21 protein-coding genes are annotated in these 18,566 nt (G+C 61.6%); 15 read left to right on the top strand and 6 right to left on the bottom strand.

The window, feature by feature from the left end; all coding sequences use genetic code 11:
* Positions 1-5 precede the first annotated feature (5 nt).
* The 9 genes from C1896_14430 to C1896_14390 are packed head-to-tail and all read left to right on the top strand — an operon-like array spanning position 6 to position 8,177.
* Entirely contained in the window at positions 6-1,301 is a 1,296-nt protein-coding gene (locus tag C1896_14430) for a cobyrinate a,c-diamide synthase (GenBank protein AZZ45989.1), read from the top strand.
* Positions 1,298-1,948, top strand: a complete 651-nt coding sequence (gene bluB, locus C1896_14425) for a 5,6-dimethylbenzimidazole synthase (GenBank protein ID AZZ45988.1) — start codon at positions 1,298-1,300, stop codon at positions 1,946-1,948. Before C1896_14430 ends, bluB begins: the two co-directional genes overlap by 4 nt.
* Entirely contained in the window at positions 1,945-2,856 is a 912-nt protein-coding gene (locus tag C1896_14420; protein AZZ45987.1) for a cobalamin biosynthesis protein, read from the top strand. The genes bluB and C1896_14420 overlap by 4 nt, the downstream gene beginning before the upstream one ends.
* Positions 2,849-3,841 (top strand): threonine-phosphate decarboxylase, encoded by a 993-nt coding sequence (locus C1896_14415; protein ID AZZ45986.1) that lies wholly within the window; start codon positions 2,849-2,851, stop codon positions 3,839-3,841. The genes C1896_14420 and C1896_14415 overlap by 8 nt, the downstream gene beginning before the upstream one ends.
* Entirely contained in the window at positions 3,838-5,307 is a 1,470-nt protein-coding gene (locus C1896_14410; GenBank protein ID AZZ45985.1) for a cobyric acid synthase CobQ, read from the top strand. Before C1896_14415 ends, C1896_14410 begins: the two co-directional genes overlap by 4 nt.
* Positions 5,304-5,825 carry a bifunctional adenosylcobinamide kinase/adenosylcobinamide-phosphate guanylyltransferase gene (locus tag C1896_14405; protein ID AZZ45984.1) on the top strand — a complete coding sequence of 174 codons (522 nt, stop codon included), beginning with the start codon at positions 5,304-5,306 and terminating at the stop codon, positions 5,823-5,825. The genes C1896_14410 and C1896_14405 overlap by 4 nt, the downstream gene beginning before the upstream one ends.
* Positions 5,822-6,871, top strand: a complete 1,050-nt coding sequence (cobT, locus tag C1896_14400; protein AZZ45983.1) for a nicotinate-nucleotide--dimethylbenzimidazole phosphoribosyltransferase — start codon at positions 5,822-5,824, stop codon at positions 6,869-6,871. The genes C1896_14405 and cobT overlap by 4 nt, the downstream gene beginning before the upstream one ends.
* Entirely contained in the window at positions 6,868-7,461 is a 594-nt protein-coding gene (locus tag C1896_14395) for a histidine phosphatase family protein (protein AZZ45982.1), read from the top strand. The genes cobT and C1896_14395 overlap by 4 nt, the downstream gene beginning before the upstream one ends.
* Complete coding sequence (locus tag C1896_14390; protein ID AZZ45981.1) at positions 7,446-8,177, top strand: adenosylcobinamide-GDP ribazoletransferase; 732 nt, start codon at positions 7,446-7,448, stop codon at positions 8,175-8,177. The genes C1896_14395 and C1896_14390 overlap by 16 nt, the downstream gene beginning before the upstream one ends.
* A gap of 9 nt (positions 8,178-8,186) precedes the next feature.
* Here C1896_14390 and modC read toward each other — a convergent pair whose 3' ends face one another.
* Genes modC through C1896_14370 form a run of 4 tightly spaced genes read right to left on the bottom strand, consistent with a single transcriptional unit; the run spans position 8,187 to position 11,541 of the window.
* On the bottom strand, positions 8,187-9,278 hold the full coding sequence (modC, locus tag C1896_14385) for a molybdenum ABC transporter ATP-binding protein (GenBank protein AZZ45980.1): 1,092 nt from the start codon (positions 9,276-9,278) through the stop codon (positions 8,187-8,189).
* Positions 9,275-9,964 (bottom strand): molybdate ABC transporter permease subunit, encoded by a 690-nt coding sequence (gene modB, locus C1896_14380; protein ID AZZ45979.1) that lies wholly within the window; start codon positions 9,962-9,964, stop codon positions 9,275-9,277. The genes modC and modB overlap by 4 nt, the downstream gene beginning before the upstream one ends.
* A 3-nt stretch (positions 9,965-9,967) precedes the next feature.
* On the bottom strand, positions 9,968-10,720 hold the full coding sequence (gene modA, locus C1896_14375; GenBank protein AZZ47680.1) for a molybdate ABC transporter substrate-binding protein: 753 nt from the start codon (positions 10,718-10,720) through the stop codon (positions 9,968-9,970).
* 8 nt (positions 10,721-10,728) lie between these two features.
* A complete protein-coding gene (locus C1896_14370) occupies positions 10,729-11,541 on the bottom strand; it encodes a molybdenum-dependent transcriptional regulator (protein AZZ45978.1) in 813 nt (270 codons plus the stop codon).
* Between the two features lie 156 nt (positions 11,542-11,697).
* On the opposite strand from C1896_14370, the gene C1896_14365 reads away from it, so the two are divergent.
* Positions 11,698-12,246 (top strand): glutathione peroxidase, encoded by a 549-nt coding sequence (locus C1896_14365; GenBank protein ID AZZ45977.1) that lies wholly within the window; start codon positions 11,698-11,700, stop codon positions 12,244-12,246.
* Between the two features lie 38 nt (positions 12,247-12,284).
* Here C1896_14365 and C1896_14360 read toward each other — a convergent pair whose 3' ends face one another.
* Positions 12,285-13,607, bottom strand: coding sequence for a Long-chain fatty acid transport protein (locus C1896_14360; GenBank protein ID AZZ45976.1), 1,323 nt, complete (start codon positions 13,605-13,607; stop codon positions 12,285-12,287).
* Positions 13,608-13,781: 174 nt separating this feature from the next.
* A complete protein-coding gene (locus tag C1896_14355) occupies positions 13,782-14,627 on the bottom strand; it encodes a sulfurtransferase (GenBank protein AZZ45975.1) in 846 nt (281 codons plus the stop codon).
* Between the two features lie 144 nt (positions 14,628-14,771).
* On the opposite strand from C1896_14355, the gene rnd reads away from it, so the two are divergent.
* The 5 genes from rnd (at position 14,772) to C1896_14330 (ending at position 18,536) form a co-directional block, all read left to right on the top strand.
* The gene (rnd, locus tag C1896_14350; protein AZZ45974.1) at positions 14,772-15,896 is read left to right on the top strand and encodes a ribonuclease D; all 1,125 of its coding nucleotides are present in this window, start codon (positions 14,772-14,774) and stop codon (positions 15,894-15,896) included.
* The gene (locus C1896_14345) at positions 15,893-16,186 is read left to right on the top strand and encodes a hypothetical protein (GenBank protein AZZ45973.1); all 294 of its coding nucleotides are present in this window, start codon (positions 15,893-15,895) and stop codon (positions 16,184-16,186) included. Before rnd ends, C1896_14345 begins: the two co-directional genes overlap by 4 nt.
* 85 nt (positions 16,187-16,271) lie before the next feature.
* Positions 16,272-16,682 (top strand): hypothetical protein, encoded by a 411-nt coding sequence (locus tag C1896_14340; GenBank protein ID AZZ45972.1) that lies wholly within the window; start codon positions 16,272-16,274, stop codon positions 16,680-16,682.
* A 125-nt stretch (positions 16,683-16,807) separates the two neighbouring features.
* Positions 16,808-17,257 carry a YcgN family cysteine cluster protein gene (locus C1896_14335; protein AZZ45971.1) on the top strand — a complete coding sequence of 150 codons (450 nt, stop codon included), beginning with the start codon at positions 16,808-16,810 and terminating at the stop codon, positions 17,255-17,257.
* 52 nt (positions 17,258-17,309) lie between these two features.
* Complete coding sequence (locus C1896_14330; protein AZZ45970.1) at positions 17,310-18,536, top strand: hypothetical protein; 1,227 nt, start codon at positions 17,310-17,312, stop codon at positions 18,534-18,536.
* The last annotated feature ends 30 nt before the right edge of the window (positions 18,537-18,566 follow it).

The following is an 18,566-nucleotide window of genomic DNA, read 5'->3' as shown; positions in this document are numbered from 1 at the left end:
GGGCAATGAATACGCCACATGATTGCCCGGCGCTGCTCATTGCCGCGCCAGCTTCCGGCCAGGGTAAAACGACCGTGACCGCTGGCCTGGCTCGCTTGCATACGCGCCAAGGCAAACGCGTGCGTGTCTTCAAGTGCGGCCCGGACTTCCTCGATCCCATGGTGCTGGCCCGTGCCAGTGGTCACCCGGTCTATCAACTCGATCTGTGGATGGTGGGGGAAGCTGAAAGCCGCCGCCTGCTATGGGAAGCGGCGCGTGATGCCGACCTGATCCTCATCGAAGGCGTGATGGGACTGTTTGACGGCACGCCGTCGGCTGCCGATCTGGCGCGGCAGTTTGGCGTGCCGGTATTGGCGGTGGTCGATGGATCGTCCATGGCGCAAACCTTCGGCGCGCTGGCTCACGGTTTGGCCAGCTATCAGCCGGATCTTCCGTTTGCCGGTGTGTTGGCCAATCGGGTCGGCAGCAGCCGCCATGGCGAGATCCTGCGCGACTGTTTGCCAAAGCAGATTGGTTGGTTCGGAGCCCTGCCACGCGGCGATTCGGTAGGCCTGCCCAGCCGCCACCTGGGTCTTGTACAGGCGCAGGAACTGGCAGATCTGGACGCCCGGCTCGACGCGGCTGCCGACGCTCTGGCGGCGAGCGCGGATTGCAGAATGCCGACGGCGATCAGCTTTCCGCCACCGGCACCCGAGACGTTGCCGAAACTGTTGAGCGGTGTGCGTATCGGTGTGGCACGTGACGCTGCCTTCTCCTTCGTCTATCAGGCTAACCTCGACCTGCTGCAAGCGCTCGGTGCAGAACTGTTGTTCTTCTCGCCACTGCGATTCGCCCGCCTGCCCGCAGTCGACAGTCTGTATCTTCCGGGCGGCTACCCGGAGCTGCATATGCGGGCATTGAGCCGTAACCGCACGATGGCTGAGGCGATACGCGCCCATCACGAGGCGGGCAAACCGACCCTTGCCGAGTGCGGGGGCATGCTCTATCTGCTCGACGGCCTGACCGGCCAGGATGGGGTGCGTGAGAGCATGCTTGGCCTGATGCCCGGCGAAGCGACGATGCAGAAGCGTTATACCGCGATGGCGCTGCAGGAAGTGCAGCTGCCGGAAGGGCGCCTGCGCGGCCACACCTTTCACCATTCCTCCCTTGAGTCGCCGATGCAGCCGCTGGCGCGAGGTGAATGTCCGAATTACAAGCGCACGGCCGAGGCGGTTTACCGGCAGGACCGGCTGACGGCTTCCTACATCCATTTCTACATGCCGTCCGATCCGTTCGCGGCTGCGGCGATGCTTAGTCCATGAGCGAGTTTGCCTTTACCGCGGAGCAGCGCGCTGGGGTTTACCGGGCGATTGGCGAGCGTCGCGATATGCGGCATTTCAGCGGAGGCGAGGTTGCCCCCGAGTTGCTGGCCCGCCTGCTCGAGGCCGCGCATCAGGCGCCCAGCGTGGGCTTGATGCAGCCCTGGCGGTTTCTTCGCATCAGCCGTCCCGAATTGCGCAGCGCCATTGCCAGGCTAGTCGAGGAGGAGCGTTTGCTCACTGCCGCTGCGCTGGGCGAGCAGGGCGAGGCATTCATGAAGCTCAAAGTCGAGGGCATTCACGATTGCGCCGAACTACTGGTCGTCGCGCTGATGGATGGCCGCGAAACACACGTGTTTGGTCGTCGCACGCTGCCGGAAATGGACGTCGCTTCGGCCGCCTGCGCGATCCAGAATCTCTGGCTCGCTGCGCGGGCCGAGGGCCTGGGCATGGGTTGGGTATCGCTGTTCGATCCGCAGGCACTGGCTGATCTGCTGCAGATGCCCGCTGGGGCTAAACCCGTTGCGGTGATCTGCTTGGGTCCGGTGGCTGAGTTTTATCCCGCGCCAATGCTCGCGCTCGAAGGCTGGACCAAGCCGCGACCGCTCTGTGAGTTGCTGTTCGACAACTTTTGGGGCCAGCAGTCGTGAGCGTTGCCCTGAGCTGCTTGGGCGGTGTTGCACTCGACGTACTGCTCGGCGAACCCCGTCGCGGTCATCCCCTGGTTGCGTTCGGCAAGCTGGCTGATTGGCTCGAGCATCACTTCAACGGGCCCGGCGGTCGTGGCTGGCGCAGCCATGGCGTTACCGCCTGGTGTCTCGCCGTGCTGCCGCTGACGGCAGTGGCGTGGCTGCTCGGTTCGTTGCCGACTGTTGGCTGGCTGGTTGAGATCTGCTTGCTCTACATGGCGTTGGGACTGCGCAGCCTTGGCGACCATCTGCTGCCGGTAGCCCGGGCGCTGCGTCAGGGTGATTTGGCTGAAGCGCGCCAGCGCGTCGGTTTCATTGTCAGCCGCGATACACGCGAACTCGACGAGCAGGGCGTCGCCCGAGCCGCGACCGAGTCGGCATTGGAGAATGGTAGCGATGCGGTATTTGCCGCGCTGTTCTGGTTCGTGCTGGCAGGCGCACCCGGTGTGGTGCTGTACCGGCTGAGCAATACGCTCGATGCTATGTGGGGCTACCGCAACGAGCGCTTCGAGCGATTCGGCTGGGCCGCGGCGCGTATCGATGATGTGTTGAATTTCATTCCGGCCAGGCTGGTTGCCCTCACATATGCGCTGTTGGGCCATACGCGCCGTGCCTGGCGTTGCTGGCGTTCTCAGGCACCGCTGTGGGACAGCCCCAACGCCGGCCCCGTAATGGCTGCTGGCGCCGGTGCGTTAGGCGTGGCGTTGGGCGGTCCAGCCGTCTACCACGGCGAGGTGCATCACAGACCCATGCTCGGAGAAGGCGAAGCGCCTCAGGCTCGAGACATCGAGCGCGCACTGGACATGGTCTGGGCCGGCGTCGGTCTTTGGTTGCTGGCATTGCTGCTTGGAGGCTGGCTGCATGCTTGAGCACGGCGGGAAACTGCGTAGGGCGGCCGAGCATTTTGATATACCGCTGCAGGACTGGCTGGATCTATCTACAGGCATTGCGCCATACGGTTTCGATCTGCCAGCCATTCCCACCGAAGCCTGGCTACGCCTGCCGGAAACCGAAGACGAACTGGAGACAGCTGCGCAGGGCTATTTTGGTGCCGCCTCGCTGTTGCCAGTGGCTGGCTCTCAGGCTGCGATCCAGATGTTGCCGCGCTTGCGCAGGCCATTGCAGGTCGGAATCGTCTCGCCCTGTTATGCGGAACATGCCGAAGCCTGGCGCCGCGAAGGGCATCGTCTCAGCGAATTCAGCGAGGGCAGTGTGCCGCGGGCCCTCGACGGGCTTGACGTGCTGGTCGTGGTCAATCCCAACAACCCCACCGGCCGCCTTTTACCGCCGGAGCAACTGCTCGCCTGGCACGGCCGTCTCGCCGAGCGTGGCGGTTGGTTGATCGTTGACGAAGCGTTCATGGATCCGACCCCGTCTCACAGCCTGGCGCCCCATAGCCATTTGCCGGGGCTGATTGTGCTGCGCTCGTTCGGCAAGTTTTTTGGTATGGCCGGTGCGCGGCTTGGGTTCGTGCTGGCGGAACAGAGTCTGCTGTCTGTGCTGAGTGATGCACTCGGGCCATGGCCGATTGCCGGCCCGTCACGCTTCATTGGCACCGTATTGCTTGCCGATCGCGACGGGCAGCGTCGTCAACGCGAGCGCTTGCTCGGCGACAGCGCGCGTCTGGCGCAGCTGCTCTCAGAGCACGGGTTGCCACCTGCCGGCGGCTGCGGGCTTTTCCATTGGGTTGTGACGGAGGAGGCGACGATGCTCCGTGAGTTTCTAGCCTGCCAGGGCATTCTGGTGCGCCGCTTTCTGTATCCGCCGAGTGTGCGCTTCGGGCTGCCGGCGGACGAAGCGGGATGGGCGAGGCTGACGCGGGCGCTGAGCAGTTACCAGGCGTTGAACGCATGAGCACCTTGATGGTTCAGGGCACAACCTCCGATGCCGGCAAGAGCACCTTGGTGACCGCGCTGTGTCGCTGGCTCAAGCGCCAAGGTGTCGCCGTCGTGCCGTTCAAGCCGCAGAACATGGCACTGAACAGTGCGGTAACCGCTGACGGCGGCGAGATCGGCCGCGCACAAGCGGTGCAGGCCCAGGCCGCAGGATTGCCGCCGCATACCGACATGAATCCCATCCTGCTCAAGCCCAACAGCGATGTCGGTGCGCAGGTGATCATCCACGGTCGCGCCGTCAGCAACATGGATGCCGTGGCCTACCACGACTATAAGCGCGTGGCGATGGAGGCGGTGCTGGCTTCGCACCGGCGCCTGCGCGATGCCTATCAGGTGGTAATGGTCGAAGGCGCGGGTTCGCCGGCCGAGATCAATCTGCGCGCCCACGATATCGCCAACATGGGCTTCGCCGAAGCAGTCGACTGCCCGGTGATCCTGATCGCCGATATCGACAAGGGCGGCGTGTTCGCGCACCTGGTCGGCACGCTGGAATTGCTCAGCCCCAGTGAGCAGGCGCGGGTCAAAGGCTTCGTGATCAACCGTTTTCGCGGCGATATTGCGCTACTGCAGCCTGGCCTCGACTGGCTCGAACAGCGTACAGGCAAGCCCGTTCTCGGGGTGCTGCCGTACCTTATGGATTTCCACCTCGAAGCAGAGGACGCCGTTGACGTGCGTCAGTCCGCGAAGAACGAGCAGACCTTGAAGGTCGTGGTGCCGGTCCTGCCGCGTATCAGCAATCACACCGACTTCGATCCGCTGCGTTTGCATCCTCAGGTTGATCTCTGCTTTGTTGGGCCCGGACAAGCAGTGCCGCCTGCCGATCTGATTATCCTGCCGGGCTCGAAAAGCGTGCGCGCTGACCTCGCCTGGCTGCGCGAGCAAGGTTGGGAATCGGCGATACAGCGGCATCTGCGTTACGGCGGCAAGCTGCTCGGAATCTGCGGCGGGCTGCAAATGCTCGGCGAGTGCATTGCTGATCCGCTTGGCCTGGAAGGGCCGGCAGGGCAGAGCGACGGGTTGGGATTGCTTCGGTTCTCTACAACGCTGGCTGCCCACAAGCAGCTGCGGAACGTGCATGGACGACTGGGGATCGATGACGTCGAGATCAGCGGCTACGAGATTCACGCAGGAATCAGTGACGGACCGGCACTGGAGCGTGCCGCCGTACGACTCGACGACGGCCGCCTGGATGGTGCGATCAGCGAGGACGGTCAGGTGCTCGGCACCTACCTCCACGGCCTGTTCGAGTCACCAGCTGCCTGCGAGGCGCTGTTGCGCTGGGCGGGGCTGGAGAGTCCGCAGCGGGTCGACTACCAGGCATTGCGAGAACGCGACATCGAACGTCTGGCGGACCTGGTCGAGAAGCACTTGGATGTCGGGCGACTGCTGACGCTTTGCGGCCTACCAACGGAGACGGATGCATGATCGAACTTATCCTCGGCGGCGCGCGGTCCGGCAAGAGTCGTTTGGCCGAGCGGCTTGCGGTTGAAAGTGGCCTGGCGGTTACCTATATCGCCACGAGCCAGCCATTGGATGGCGAGATGAACGAACGCATCGCTCATCACCGTGCCCGGCGCCCCGCCAGCTGGGCCTTGATTGAAGAACCGCTGACGCTGGCGTCTGTCCTGCGTGAACACACCCGTGCGGACCGCTGCCTGCTGGTGGACTGCCTGACGCTTTGGCTGACCAATCTGCTGATGCTGGACGACCAGGTTCGCCTGACGGAAGAACGTGCGGCCTTGCTTGAGTGCCTCGCTGACCTACCGGGGCGGGTGCTATTGGTCAGTAACGAAACAGGGCTGGGCGTGGTGCCGCTGGGGGAGTTGACTCGCCGATATGTCGATGAGGCGGGCCTGTTGCACCAGGCCCTCGCCGAGCGTTGTCAGCGCGTGGTGTTCACCGTGGCGGGTTTGCCAATGACCCTGAAAGGAGCGGCGCTTTGAACAAGCAATGGTGGCTGGAACCCTGCCGGGTTCCGGACGAAGCGGCCCGCCAGGCGGCACGCCAGCGCGATGCCCAGTTGACCAAGCCGGCGGGTTCGCTGGGACGTATCGAAGCGGTAGTGCCGCAGTTGGCGGCTTTGCAGGGTCGCGCTCGTCCGTCAGCGGAGCACGTTTTCATCGCCATTTTTGCGGGTGATCATGGCGTTGCCGAAGAAGGCGTCTCGGCGTTCCCGCAATCGGTGACTGGGCAGATGCTTGCCAACTTCGTCAACGGTGGAGCAGCGATCAGTGTGCTGGCGAAGCAGCTCGAGGCGACCCTGGAAGTGGTTGATTTGGGGACAGCGGCACCGTTGTCGTTGCCTCGGGTGCGCCATCTTTCGCTGGGGCCGGGCACCCGCAATTTCGCCAGGGAATCGGCGATGAGTGCCGAGACCTGCCAGCTCGCCATGCAGGCCGGGCGCGACAGCGTGCTGCGGGCGCAACAGCAGCGGAGCGAGCTGTTTATTGGTGGCGAGATGGGCATCGGCAATACCACTACTGCGGCCGCGCTGGCCTGCGCTTTGCTGGGTTGCTCGCCGCACGAATTGGCCGGGCCGGGCACCGGCTTGGACCTGGCTGGAGTGGCGAATAAGCGTGCAGTCATCGCGCGGGCACTGGCGCTGCACGCGGGATCGCACGACACCCTCGGCTGGATGCAGCGGCTCGGTGGTTTCGAACTGGCTGCGCTCACTGGCGCCTATTTAGCGTGCGCACAGCAAGGCATCGTCGTGCTGGTCGACGGCTTTATCTGCAGTGTGGCGGCGCTGTGTGCGGTGCGTCTGAACCCAGCCTGTCGTGACTGGCTGCTGTTCGCCCACCGCTCGGCTGAGCCGGGCCATGCCGCTGTGCTCAGCGCATTGGATACTCAGCCGTTGCTCGACCTTGGCCTGCGTCTGGGCGAGGGCAGCGGCGCGGCGCTGGCGGTTCCGCTGCTCCGGATGGCCTGTGCGCTGCACGACGGTATGGCCACATTCGAAGAAGCCGCCGTTGCGGTGAAACACTCATGAGCGTGCAGCTGGAGTTGCTGCGTCACGGTGAAACTGAAGCCGGCGGCGGTTTTCGCGGGCGGCTGGATGATGCCCTTACCGCAACAGGCTGGCGGCAGTTGCGAGCAGCCGTTGTCGGCGCCGGGCCCTGGGACCGCATCATCAGTTCACCCCTGCGCCGCTGCGCGGATTTCGCAGCTGAGCTCGCCGAGCAACGGTCACTTGAGTTCGAACTTGAACCCGACCTTCGCGAACTGGACTTCGGCGATTGGGAAGGGCGCACCGCTGCGGATCTGATGGTGGATCAGAGCGAAGCCCTGGGCCGCTTCTGGAGCGACCCGTACGGCTTCACTCCTCCCGGCGCGGAGCCCGTCGCTGACTTCGAGGCGCGCGTGCTTGCAGCAATCGAGCGGCTGACCGATCGATGTGCAGGCGAACGCGTACTGCTGATCACGCATGCGGGCGTGATGCGGCTGCTGCTGGCGCAGGCGCGTGGGTTGCCGCGCGAAGGTCTGCTGCAGGTTGAGGTCAGTCATGGGGCGTTGTTCGGGCTGAGAACCGGTTTCGCCGACGCCACGCTCTGGCTGGAAGAACGATGCAGCCCTTTCTGATCGCGCTGCAGTTTCTCACCTGCCTCCCGGTACGGCTGCGCGGCATGCCCGAGCCGCAGCAAATCGGCAGGTCGCTGCTGTATTACCCGCTGGTGGGGTTGCTGCTCGGCAGCATGCTCTGTTTGCTCGGCGTGGCTCTCGGCAATGCGGCGCCACCCTTGAAGGCCGCTTTGCTGTTGGCCGCGTGGGTTTGGCTCACCGGTGCGCTGCACCTCGACGGCCTGGCCGACAGTGCGGATGCCTGGCTGGGCGGCTTCGGCGACCGGGAGCGAACCCTGGAGATCATGAAAGACCCCTGCAGCGGCCCGGTTGCGGTCGCCGTGCTGGTGTTAGTCCTGCTGCTAAAGTTCGTCGCGTTATGGACCCTGCTTGCGCAAGGCAATCCATGGGTGCTTTTGGCGGTGCCGCTGGTAGGGCGAAGCGTGATGTTGGGGTTGTTTCTGACTACGCCCTACGTGCGGCCCGGCGGTTTGGGACAAGCCCTGGCCGAGCACATGCCGCGATCAGAAGCGCGGGTGGTGTTGGGGCTGATCGTGCTCGGTGGCGTCCTGATGGGTGCTGGTGGTTGGGTTGCGCTGGCCGTTGCCGCTTGTGTGGGAGTGCTGGTGCGCCGCGCCCTGGTTCAGCGGTTGGGCGGTACCACGGGTGACACGGCCGGTGCGTTGTTGGAGTTGGTGGAGTGTGCGGTGCTGGTCGGCTTGGCGGTGCTGGGCTAGGGCGAGCCCTCAACCCAGCAATGCGACTGTCTTGATCTGCGCCCAGAGCGCCTTGCCCTCGGTAACTCCGAGCTGATCGGCCGAACGCCGCGTAATGCGCGCCAGCAGTGGTGTGCCTTGGGCGTCCAGGCGAACCAGAACATGGGCTGGCGTATCGGCGGTGACCACTTCAGCAACCCGCACCGGTAGCAGGTTGCTGATGCTGGTGCCTTCCGCACGTTCCAGCGTCAAGCTGACGTCCCGCGCATGGACGCGAAAGCGCAGCCGATGACCGACCGATTCGCTCCGTTGCGCCACCAGGACCTCACCGCCCTGAAACGTCAGGCGAGTGAGGTGGTAATCGGTATCGTGCCCAGCAATTTCCGATTCGATGACGACGCCTGCATCCTCACCGAACGCAGTCGGTAGATCGAGGCGTGCAAGGGTTTCGTGCAGCGGCCCCTGCGCAACGACCTGGCCCTCATCGAGCAGAACCAGGTGATCAGCCAGTCGCGCCACTTCGTCTGGTGCGTGGCTGACATAAAGCAGCGGTATCTCCAGCTCGTCGTGCAAACGTTCGAGGTACGGCAGGATTTCCTGTTTGCGCTTCACGTCGAGCGCAGCCAGAGGCTCGTCCATCAGCAGCAGACGGGGGCTGGTCAGCAGTGCGCGTGCGATGCCGACCCGTTGTCGCTCGCCACCGGAAAGTCGCTCTGGTATGCGATCCAGAAGATGCTCGATGCCCAGCAGTTCGACAGCCTTATTCCAGACGACACGCCGGTCCTGTGATGGGACGCGCTTCATGCCGAATTCGAGATTGCCTTTGACGGACAGATGGGCGAACAGATTGGCATCCTGAAACACATAACCAATCGGGCGCTGATGCGGTGGCACGAACCACTGGCGGCTCGAGTCTTGCCAGCAGTCACCATTGACCACCAGTGTTCCGGTGCTGCTGCGCTCGAGCCCGGCGATGCAGCGCAAGCAACTGGTCTTGCCCGAGCCCGAGGGGCCGAACAGGGCGCTCACACCACGGCCCGGTAGTTTGACGTCCACGTCGAGAGCGAAGCCCGGATGAGCCAGACGCAGCTGTGCATGTATCCCGCTCAGGTTGTTGTTCATCCGCGCCACCCCTGCCGCAGCGGGCTTGCATAGAGAACGAGTAGCACCAGAAAGGAAAACAGCAGCATCCCGCCGGCAAGCCAGTGCGCCTGGGCGTATTCCAGGGCTTCGACGTGATCGTAGATCTGTACGGACAACACGCGGGTTTTCTCGGGGATGTTCCCGCCGATCATCAGTACGACACCAAACTCGCCCACCGTATGGGCGAAGCCGAGAATGCTGGCCGTTACGAAACCTGGCCGTGCCAGCGGAAATACGACGGTGAAGAAGGTGTCCAGCGGGCCCGCACGCAAGGTTGCTGCGGCTTCTAAGGGACGTTCGCCAATCGCTTCGAAGGCGTTCTGCAACGGTTGCACCACGAAGGGCATCGAGTAGAAAACCGAGCCCACGACCAGGCCGGCAAAGGTGAACGGCAGGACGCCCAGACCGACCGTTTGGGTCAGTTGCCCAACGGGGCCATTGGGGCCCATCGCTACCAGCAGATAGAAGCCGAGCACACTAGGTGGAAGTACGAGGGGGAGCGCAACAACGGCGCCAATGGGGCCTTTCAGACGTGAGCGGGTCCTCGCCAGCCACCATGCGATGGGGGTTCCGAGTAGTAACAGCAGAACGGTGGTGATGCTGGCGAGTTTGAGCGTCAGCCAGATAGCCGAAAGACTGGCGTCATCCAGGGCGGGTATTTCCATCACCTACCGACCATAACCGTAGGCGTTGATCACCTCGGTTGCCTTTGCGCTTCGCAGGTAATCGAGCAGTGCGTGCGCCGCCGGGTTGTCGCGACCTTTGGTCAGCAGCAGAGCGTCCTGGCGAATCAGTGGATGATAGGTGGCGGGTACAACCCAGCCGGACCCCTGCCGGATTTCACCGCTTTCGATTACCTGAGAGAGCGCGACGAAGCCGAGTTCGGCGTTGCCGCTGGCGACGAATTGATGGGTTTGTGCAATGTTTTCGCCTTGCACCAGCTTGCCCCTGACCGAATCGGCAAGACCCAGCTTTGCCAGCGTCGCCATCGCTGCGGCGCCGTAGGGTGCGGTTTTCGGGTTGGCGATCGCGAGGTGACGATATGCCTGATGGGTAAGCACCTTGCCCTGATCGTCGACATAACCCTCGTTGGCTGACCACAACACCAATGTACCGATGGCGTAGGTGAAGCGGCTTCCAGCAACGCCCAACCCTTCGTCTTCCAGCCTGATTGGAATCTGTTCATCCGCTGCCAGCACTATTGAGAAAGGCGCACCGTTGCGAATCTGCGCGTAGAGCTTTCCAGTCGAGCCGAAGGACAGCAGTACCTTATGGCCGGTGTCGCGTTCGAACTCTTCAGTGATGACGCGCATGGGCGAGGTGAAGTTCGACGCCACCGCAACCTGGATTTCATCGGCATGGCCGGTCAAAGGCGCAAGTGCAGCGAGCGCTGCGACTAGGGTCATACGAATACGATTCATCATGCTCATCAATCTACCGCGATGATTACGTGAGAGGCTTTGATCAGCGCCGTACAGGGCTGACCGACGGCCAATCCGAGCGCTTCGGTGCTTTCATTGGTGATGACTGCCCCCAGCGTTCGGTTGCCGGGAAGTAGCAGCTTGACCTCGCAGCTGACCGCGCCAGGCGTGATGGTTCCGATGGTTCCGCTCAGGCGATTGCGGGCGCTGATCTTCACGTCGGGATCAGGTGACAGCAGGACAAAGCTGGCTTTGACCAAAGCCATGGCGATCTTGCCCGGTGCCAGCTGAAGCTCGTCGATACTGTCGTTGGTCAGCGTCGCGGTCATCGTTTGTCCGTCGCCGATATCCAGGCTGACGCTGCCGTTCACAGCGCCTCTTTCGACCTGGGTAATGCGGCCCCGAAACTGGTTGCGTGCGCTGGTCTTCATCGCGATTGCCCTGAGCAGCTTGTCGAAATCCTCGAACCCATCGATACCCTGGGCGACCTGCGCCAGGAAGCGTTCGTACTCGTGTTGCATGCGCTGCCAGATATGCAGCATCTCCCGACCGAATTCTGTCAGTTGCGTCCCGCCGCCCTTGGTGCCGCCCGCTGAGCGTATGACCAGCGGGCGCTCGGAGAGATTGTTCATGGCATCCACCGCATCCCAGGCCGCCTTGTAGCTGAGCTTGATGGCCTTGGCGGCGCGACTGATCGAGCCCGTCGCTTCGATCTGTTCGAGCAGCTCAATGCGCTTGCCACCGAGATAGCCCTTCTCGCCACGGTTGAACCAGAGCTGCCCGTCTATGCGCAACGGTTCGAATGGTCTCGGATCGCTCATGTCTGCCTCCCATAAGGAGCGGCCATTTTGGCAAGCGCTATATAGAATTGTATATAGCGTTATCGCGTGGGCCTCATATATTGAGATTGAGCGACCGTTGCTCCGGGTGCGACTCGGGAGTAGCGTGGCCTCGATACCGCTTTCTGGAGCTTCGTCATGAGAATTGAATGGGTTGCCGCCTCACTTGCGCTGCTCCTGTTGGCTGGTCCCGCAGCGGCCGAACAGTGCCCGGCGTTGCTGCAACATGAACTTCCGAAGCTGCGATCAAAGGAAACCATTGATCTGTGCGAGCAGTTTCAGGGTAAGGCGTTGGTTGTGGTCAATACCGCCAGCTTTTGTGGCTTCGCACCGCAGTTCAAGGGGCTGGAGGCGCTGTATCAGCGCTACAAAGATGATGGGTTGATGATTCTTGGCGTGCCGTCCGATGATTTCTTTCAGGAGTCAGACGATGCGGCAGAGACGGCTGAGGTCTGCTACGTAAACTACGGCGTGACCTTCCCGATGGCGCAGACACAGCCAGTGCGTGGCGGCGACGCAATTCCATTATTTCGCGAGCTGGCCGAGCAGGCCGGCGGGGCCCCGCGCTGGAATTTCTACAAGTACGTGGTCGATCGCAACGGCAAGGTGGTCGACTATTTTTCGAGCAAAGTCGAACCGGATGATCCGGAGCTGATCGCTGCGGTGGAAAAGGCGTTGGCGAAGTAGCGGAGGGATGCCCCGACCGAGCGGTCGGGGCGGGTACATCAGAAGCGGTAGGTCATGGCAGCGCCGAAACCGTGAGCTCTGTTCTTGTAGCTAGCATCGTAATTCGCTTCTAGCAGGCCACCTGAATAGGAACGGTCGCGGCTGATCTCGACCTCCTCCTCGCGGAGGTACGAGTAGGCAAGGTCAACGGTTACGTCTTCGGTCGGATTCCATGCCAGGCCCAAGCTGATTGCAGTGCGGTCGCCCGTTGGGATGCGCGGAGAACGATGGGTGTTATTGGTTGGGCTCTGATCAAACGCCAAACCGGTCCGCAGCGTCCACTCGCTGTTCAGCTTGTAAGCTGCGCCGATGGCATAGGACCAAGTGTCATGCCAATCCTGTTCCTCGACGATAGGTGCTAGGTTGCCCTGTAGGGGAGCAGGAATACCGTCGTTTTCAATGACGATTGCTTCGAAACGGCTCCAGCGTGTCCACATTGCCCCGCCGTACAGCGTCCACTGATCGTTGAGCTCATGGGTAAGCGACACGTCAACCGATTCGGGTGTGTCAAGTTCAAGCGACGCGTCGTAGTCGCGCGCTGCACCTGTCAGAGCAAAACTGCCACCGGAAAGCTCGGTGTCCCCCTCGAGCTTATAAGCGACTTTAGAGCGATAGGTTACGCCCGCGCGGGTTTGCGGTGTGAATTCATACAAGACCCCGGCGTTGAAGCCTAGCGCAGTGTCAGTGCCAGTCACCTTGACCCGACCGTCATTGGATCCCAGCGGGCCGACGGCGTTGGGAGACTTGCTTTGCAGCTCACCGTCAATACGGTTGATGGTCGGCCCGAAGCCTACCGACAGCTTTTCATTGAAGCGATAGCTAACAGTGGGCTGCACTGTGATCACGCGCACTTCGCTGTAATCGCCAAAATAGCGGCCCTGAAAGCCGCTTTCATAATCGGTCACTAGACCGAAAGGCACATAGATGCCAACCCCAACGGCCCATTTTTCGTCGATCGGTTTAACGTAGTAACCCATCGGAACAGCAGTGAATGGGACCATATCCCCGTCGCTACTTCCACTGTAGGGCAAAGTTGCCCCACCTAAGGCTGGGCCAGAAAAAGAGCCGGAACTATCGCTTATGTCAGTTTTGGCATGGATCGCCGCCATTCCCAAGCTCACCTGCTCGCGCTTCAGGAGCGCCATACCTGCAGGGTTTCCGAAAACGGTAGTGGCGTCATCGGCAGAAGAAGAGCGACCGGCGAATGAGGTGCCCATGCCGCTGATGCTTTGTTCGTTAAGCGCGAAGCCGGCAGCCATGACCTGAGTGGAAAGGGCACCTACGGCTACTGCAATCGCGGTCTTCAACCATGTTTTTTTCATTGTTGTACTCCAGGGGAAAAAGCGGCTCGGACCCTACCAAGCTTCTCTGATCTGTCGCAAACGAAAGAGTGCAATTTTTCGTAAAGAACGACGATCGGCGCCGATAAAAGGTCGAATTGCCGATAAAACCCGCTGGGCTGAAGCTGACCGATCAGTCGCGCTTGATCGCCTGGATCAGGCAATAGGTCGTTGTGGATCGGTGATCCATTCGCTCCAGGAACCTGGGTACAGTTTGGCCAGCGGGTAGCCGGCCAGGCAGAGGGCAAACAGGTTATGGCAGGCCGTCACGCCAGATCCGCAATAGGCCACCAGATCGTCTGCTGGCTGGTCGGCTAGGTGCCGGTCGAATCGTGAACGCAGCTGTTCGGGGGAGAGAAAATATCCGGCGGCATCAAGGTTTTCGGTAAACGGCACACAGCGAGCACCAGGAATATGCCCAGCCACAGGATCGATAGGCTCTTGTTCGCCGAGAAAGCGAGGCAGGGCACGCGCATCGAATAGGGTCAGACCAGGCTGCCCGAGGCGTTTTGCCAGCTGTTGCGTGGAAACCAGCAAAAGGTCGTCGGGAGCCCCGTGGAACTGGCCGGGCTGAGCGTTGGCCGGTTCTCCAGTTACTGGCCCGCTGGCATCATGCCAGGCTTTGAACCCACCATCCAGCAAATACACACCGCTGCGTTTGCCCAGCCATGCCAGCAGCCACCATGCCCTTGCGGCAAATGCGCCGGGGCCGTCGTCGTAGATCACGACTTCGCTGTCATCATTCAGGCCTGCCGCGCGGAGTCGCGCAACCAACTGCCCCGGCTGCGGCAACGGGTGTCGACCGGTCTGGCCGCGGACAACCGGGCCTGACAGGTCGTTTTCCAGATCGAGAAAGCGCGCACCGGGAATATGCGCCTGTTCGTAACTACGCCTCCCGTATTCAGGGTCTTCAAGGGCGAATCGGCAATCGAAAATGCACAGATTCGGCTGCGAAAGGCGTGCGGTCAGTTCCGCAGTGTCGATCAGTTGAGCAAGCGGCATGGCAGGGCTCCGTTCGAATTCGGGGGAAACGTTATCACGCAGGCGGACACGGCGATCAAAGCGCTGGAGTTGGGGGGCGCGATATATACTGCGTGCCTTTTCGCCCGCTCGTCGGTCGTAACATCGGACAACAAGGAGGGCCTAGTGGCCATCGAAACTCAATGGGTGCTGGATGATGCGCAACTGACCCGCCTGTGTGCCGAATGGCGCCAGCTGCCTTATATAGCAGTGGATACGGAGTTTATGCGGGTCGATACCTTCTACCCGATCGCCGCGCTGCTGCAGGTGGGTGATGGACGTTGTGCCTATCTGATCGATCCATTGCTGATTACCGATTGGGCTGCTTTTGCCGGTCTGCTGACGGATCCGGCGGTCGTGAAAGTCTTGCATGCGTGCAGTGAAGATCTGGAAGTGCTCTGGCGGTTGACCGGTAGCCTTCCGGTGCCGTTGTTCGATACGCAGCTGGCTGCTGGCTATCTGAATATCGGCTTTTCCATGGGCTACTCGCGGTTGGTGCAGAGCGTGCTGAACATCGAGCTGCCCAAAGGTGAGACGCGCTCCGATTGGCTTCAGCGGCCCTTGAGCGAGATGCAGGTGCGCTATGCAGCCGAAGACGCCCAGCATCTGGCTGAGCTGTACGAGGCCCTGCTGCCGAAGCTGTCCGACGAGAAGCGCGCCTGGGTCATACAAGACGGCGCCGAGTTGGTCGCCAATCTCCAGCGCGAGACCGATCCGGATGAAGCCTATCGTGACGTCAAGCAGGCCTGGCGATTGAAGCCGCGTCAGCTGGCGGTGTTGCGAGTCCTGACGGGGTGGCGTGAGCGGCAGGCGCGTGCACGTAACCAACCCCGTAATCGCGTATTGCGTGAACACAGCTTGTGGCCACTGGCCCGCACCCAGCCAACCGATCTGGTAAGCCTGGCGCGTATCGATGACATGCACCCGCGAACGGTACGCCAGGATGGCGAGGCGTTACTCGAGCTGATCCGTACTGCCGCTGCGACGCCCGAGCAGGACTGGCCTGAATCTTTACCGGAGCCATTGCCACTCGACGCGTCGGCGCTGCTGAAAAAATTGCGTACTGTCGGTCAGCGCGAAGCCCAAGCCATGAACATCGCGCCGGAATTGATGCTGCGCAAGAAGGTGCTGGAAGCCTTGTTGAAATCCGGATATCCCGACGGTCCTTATCAGTTGCCTGAGTCGCTGCGCGGTTGGCGCCGCGAACGAATGGGGCAAGCCCTTCTCGACGTGCTGGAAGAGAAATCATGAAACGCATCTGCTCCATCTATAGAAGCCCGCGTAAAAAAGGAATGTACCTGTACGTCGAGCGCAGCGAAGCGCTCGCCCGGGTGCCGGAAGCTTTGCTTGCCGCTTTCGGTCCGCCGCAGCTTGCCTTCGATATCGTCCTTACGCCTGAACGCAAGCTGGCGCAGGAGGACATCGCGACGGTGCTCGATAACCTCGAGAAACAGGGTTATCACCTGCAAATGCCACCGCCTGAGGATGACTATATCGAGCACCTGCCTGAAGAGCTTTTGCGCAGAAACGACCCGATGTAAACCGTACGCGTTACTGACGAGCGACAAGAAACAATAGCAGGGGCGGGCCTATGCTCAGATGACATCAACAAAACGGAGATGGCTCATGAACATTCGCTCTTGGATTATTGTTCCTGTTCTGACTGGTCTGGTAATGACAGCTCAGGCTCAGCCTGCGCCAGACTATGATGAGCAAGCTTGGCAGCAACACTGGCAGAAGATGCAGGAGTACCGTCAGGCTTGGGAGAATGCAAAGACACCTGATGAGAGGCAAAAGCTTCGCGATCAGCACTGGCAGAGCATGCAGTCAGGGTTCGGCATGATGGATGGCTGCCCGATGGGTGGGGCGGGTGCCGGCATGGGCAAGTCTGGAGGTAAGACCATGCAGGGCGGGATGAGCGGCGGTCGTATGATGGGCATGCAGCCTTCCAAGGAAATGCTGGACCTGCGCATCCAGCAGATGGAGCGGATGCTCGAGCAAATGCGGAGTCACCGGGATTTGCTGGACAAAAGTTGACGGTGCGAGGGCCGTCTTAGGAGTCAAAGGCGGCCTTGCATGTCGTTTGGTCTACCGGCAGGCCCTTTGCTATTGGCCGGCCGTCTGCTGCCGGCTAGACTCGCAAGTTTCCGAGATGGCTATTCATGGCAGCAAAAGTCGAACCCTTCTGGATGCGCAAGACTCTGGCCGAGCTGGACTCAGCCGAGTGGGAGTCGCTTTGCGATGGCTGTGGTCTTTGCTGTCTGCAAAAGCTTGAGGATGAAGAGGATGGAAGCGTTTACTACACCCGTATCGCCTGCAAACTGCTCGATCTGAAAAGCTGCCGTTGCACCGACTATCCCAACCGCCGCGCCAGTGTCCCTGACTGCGTCCAACTGACAGCGGTGGACGCTGCGCAATTCAAATGGCTGCCGCCTACCTGTGGCTACCGCCTCGTAGCCGAAGGTAAGGATCTACCGCTTTGGCATCATTTGGTGTGTGGCGATCCAGATGCCGTGCATGCCGAGCGGATTTCCCAATCGGGCCGGATGATTACCGAGGGCTCTGTGGCTGATGAGGACTGGGAAGACCATCTGATATTCCGGGCCGGTTGAATCTACCTCAGTCCGCGTCGTCATAGCACTGAACCCAATCTGGAGCCGCTCGATGTCCCGCCGTCAGTTACCGCTGCTTGCCGTTCTGTTGCTTTCGTTCGTTGCGCCACTTCAGGCGGCCAAGCGGGTCGACCTGAACTACACCGTCAAGTTCGTTCCCGAGCAGGGTATTGCGGAAGTGGAGCTCGCCCTCGAAGACGGCGGCGCGGTTAAATTTCTAGATCTGAATCTTGGCAAGGAACAGGCCTATAGCGATTTCCAGACCAACAGCGAAAGCAGCTGGGAGGAAGAGAGTGGGCGCGGAGTCTGGCGGCCAGGGCCTGGCAAAGCACATTTGCGTTATCAGGTTAAGGTCAGTCATCAGCGCAAAAGCGGCCGCTTCGATGCGCGGATGACGGATGACTGGACGTTACTGCGCGGAGACGATCTGGTGCCCGCCGGTCGCCTTGATCAGCAGGACGGAGTCAGACTGGTTTCTCGGCTGCAGTTCGAACTACCCAGCGGCTGGAAGAGCGTCGAGACCGGTTGGCCACGTATCGGGAAGAATCGCTTTCGCATCGACAATCCCGAGCGCCTGTTCGATCGCCCGACCGGATGGATCCTCGCCGGCAAGCTTGGCAGTCGCCGCGCCCGACTCGGTGAAACCGACGTGGCGGTTTCTGCCCCGGTGGGCGAAGGGATGCGCAGGATGGATATCCTTACGCTGCTGACCTTCGTCTGGCCCGAAATGCAGAACGTATTCCCGCGGGATCCTGAGAAGCTGCTGGTTGTCGGGGCCGGCGACCCGATGTGGAGAGGCGGTTTGTCTGGCCCCAATTCGCTGTTCATGCACGCCGACCGTCCACTGGTCAGCGAGAACGGGACCAGTTCGCTGGTGCATGAGCTGGTGCACGTGTTCAGTCGAATCTCCGATGCCGATCGCAGTGACTGGATAAGCGAAGGGCTGGCCGAGTATTACGCGATCGAGCTGATGCGCCGCGCCGGTGGCATGAGCGAGGATCGCTACCAGGCGGTTCGAGAGCATCTGACTGAATGGAGCCGCAAGGTCGATAGCCTGCGAACCGAGCGATCCAGTGGTCCGGTCACAGCCAGAGCCGTGCTTCTGCTGCAGGAACTCGATCGGGAGATCCGCCAGCGCAGCAAAGGACGCCACTCGCTTGATGATGTTGCGCGGGGTTTGATGCGACTGGATCGGGTAACCACCGACGACTTCATCAACATCACTGAAACCATGCTGGGTGGCGGATCGAAGGTTCTTGATAGCCGGTTGTTGCGCTAGGGTCGGCGTGGTGCGTAGGCGGTGCCTGTG

Source organism: Pseudomonadaceae bacterium SI-3 (genome assembly GCA_004010935.1).
GTDB lineage: Bacteria > Pseudomonadota > Gammaproteobacteria > Pseudomonadales > Pseudomonadaceae > Stutzerimonas.
This window is presented reverse-complemented; position numbering and strand designations above follow the sequence as displayed.

Bases quoted from the DNA above. Each gene is read 5' to 3' on its own strand.
- C1896_14430 (AZZ45989.1), top strand. From the start codon at position 6: ATGAATACGCCACATGATTGCCCGGCGCTGCTCATTGCCGCGCCAGCT.
- bluB (AZZ45988.1), top strand. From the start codon at position 1,298: ATGAGCGAGTTTGCCTTTACCGCGGAGCAGCGCGCTGGGGTTTACCGG.
- C1896_14415 (AZZ45986.1), top strand. From the start codon at position 2,849: ATGCTTGAGCACGGCGGGAAACTGCGTAGGGCGGCCGAGCATTTTGAT.
- C1896_14410 (AZZ45985.1), top strand. From the start codon at position 3,838: ATGAGCACCTTGATGGTTCAGGGCACAACCTCCGATGCCGGCAAGAGC.
- C1896_14405 (AZZ45984.1), top strand. From the start codon at position 5,304: ATGATCGAACTTATCCTCGGCGGCGCGCGGTCCGGCAAGAGTCGTTTG.
- C1896_14395 (AZZ45982.1), top strand. From the start codon at position 6,868: ATGAGCGTGCAGCTGGAGTTGCTGCGTCACGGTGAAACTGAAGCCGGC.
- C1896_14390 (AZZ45981.1), top strand. From the start codon at position 7,446: ATGCAGCCCTTTCTGATCGCGCTGCAGTTTCTCACCTGCCTCCCGGTA.
- modC (AZZ45980.1), bottom strand. From the start codon at position 9,278: ATGAACAACAACCTGAGCGGGATACATGCACAGCTGCGTCTGGCTCAT.
- modB (AZZ45979.1), bottom strand. From the start codon at position 9,964: ATGGAAATACCCGCCCTGGATGACGCCAGTCTTTCGGCTATCTGGCTG.
- modA (AZZ47680.1), bottom strand. From the start codon at position 10,720: ATGAATCGTATTCGTATGACCCTAGTCGCAGCGCTCGCTGCACTTGCG.
- C1896_14370 (AZZ45978.1), bottom strand. From the start codon at position 11,541: ATGAGCGATCCGAGACCATTCGAACCGTTGCGCATAGACGGGCAGCTC.
- C1896_14365 (AZZ45977.1), top strand. From the start codon at position 11,698: ATGAGAATTGAATGGGTTGCCGCCTCACTTGCGCTGCTCCTGTTGGCT.
- C1896_14360 (AZZ45976.1), bottom strand. From the start codon at position 13,607: ATGAAAAAAACATGGTTGAAGACCGCGATTGCAGTAGCCGTAGGTGCC.
- C1896_14355 (AZZ45975.1), bottom strand. From the start codon at position 14,627: ATGCCGCTTGCTCAACTGATCGACACTGCGGAACTGACCGCACGCCTT.
- C1896_14345 (AZZ45973.1), top strand. From the start codon at position 15,893: ATGAAACGCATCTGCTCCATCTATAGAAGCCCGCGTAAAAAAGGAATG.
- C1896_14340 (AZZ45972.1), top strand. From the start codon at position 16,272: ATGAACATTCGCTCTTGGATTATTGTTCCTGTTCTGACTGGTCTGGTA.
- C1896_14335 (AZZ45971.1), top strand. From the start codon at position 16,808: ATGGCAGCAAAAGTCGAACCCTTCTGGATGCGCAAGACTCTGGCCGAG.
- C1896_14330 (AZZ45970.1), top strand. From the start codon at position 17,310: ATGTCCCGCCGTCAGTTACCGCTGCTTGCCGTTCTGTTGCTTTCGTTC.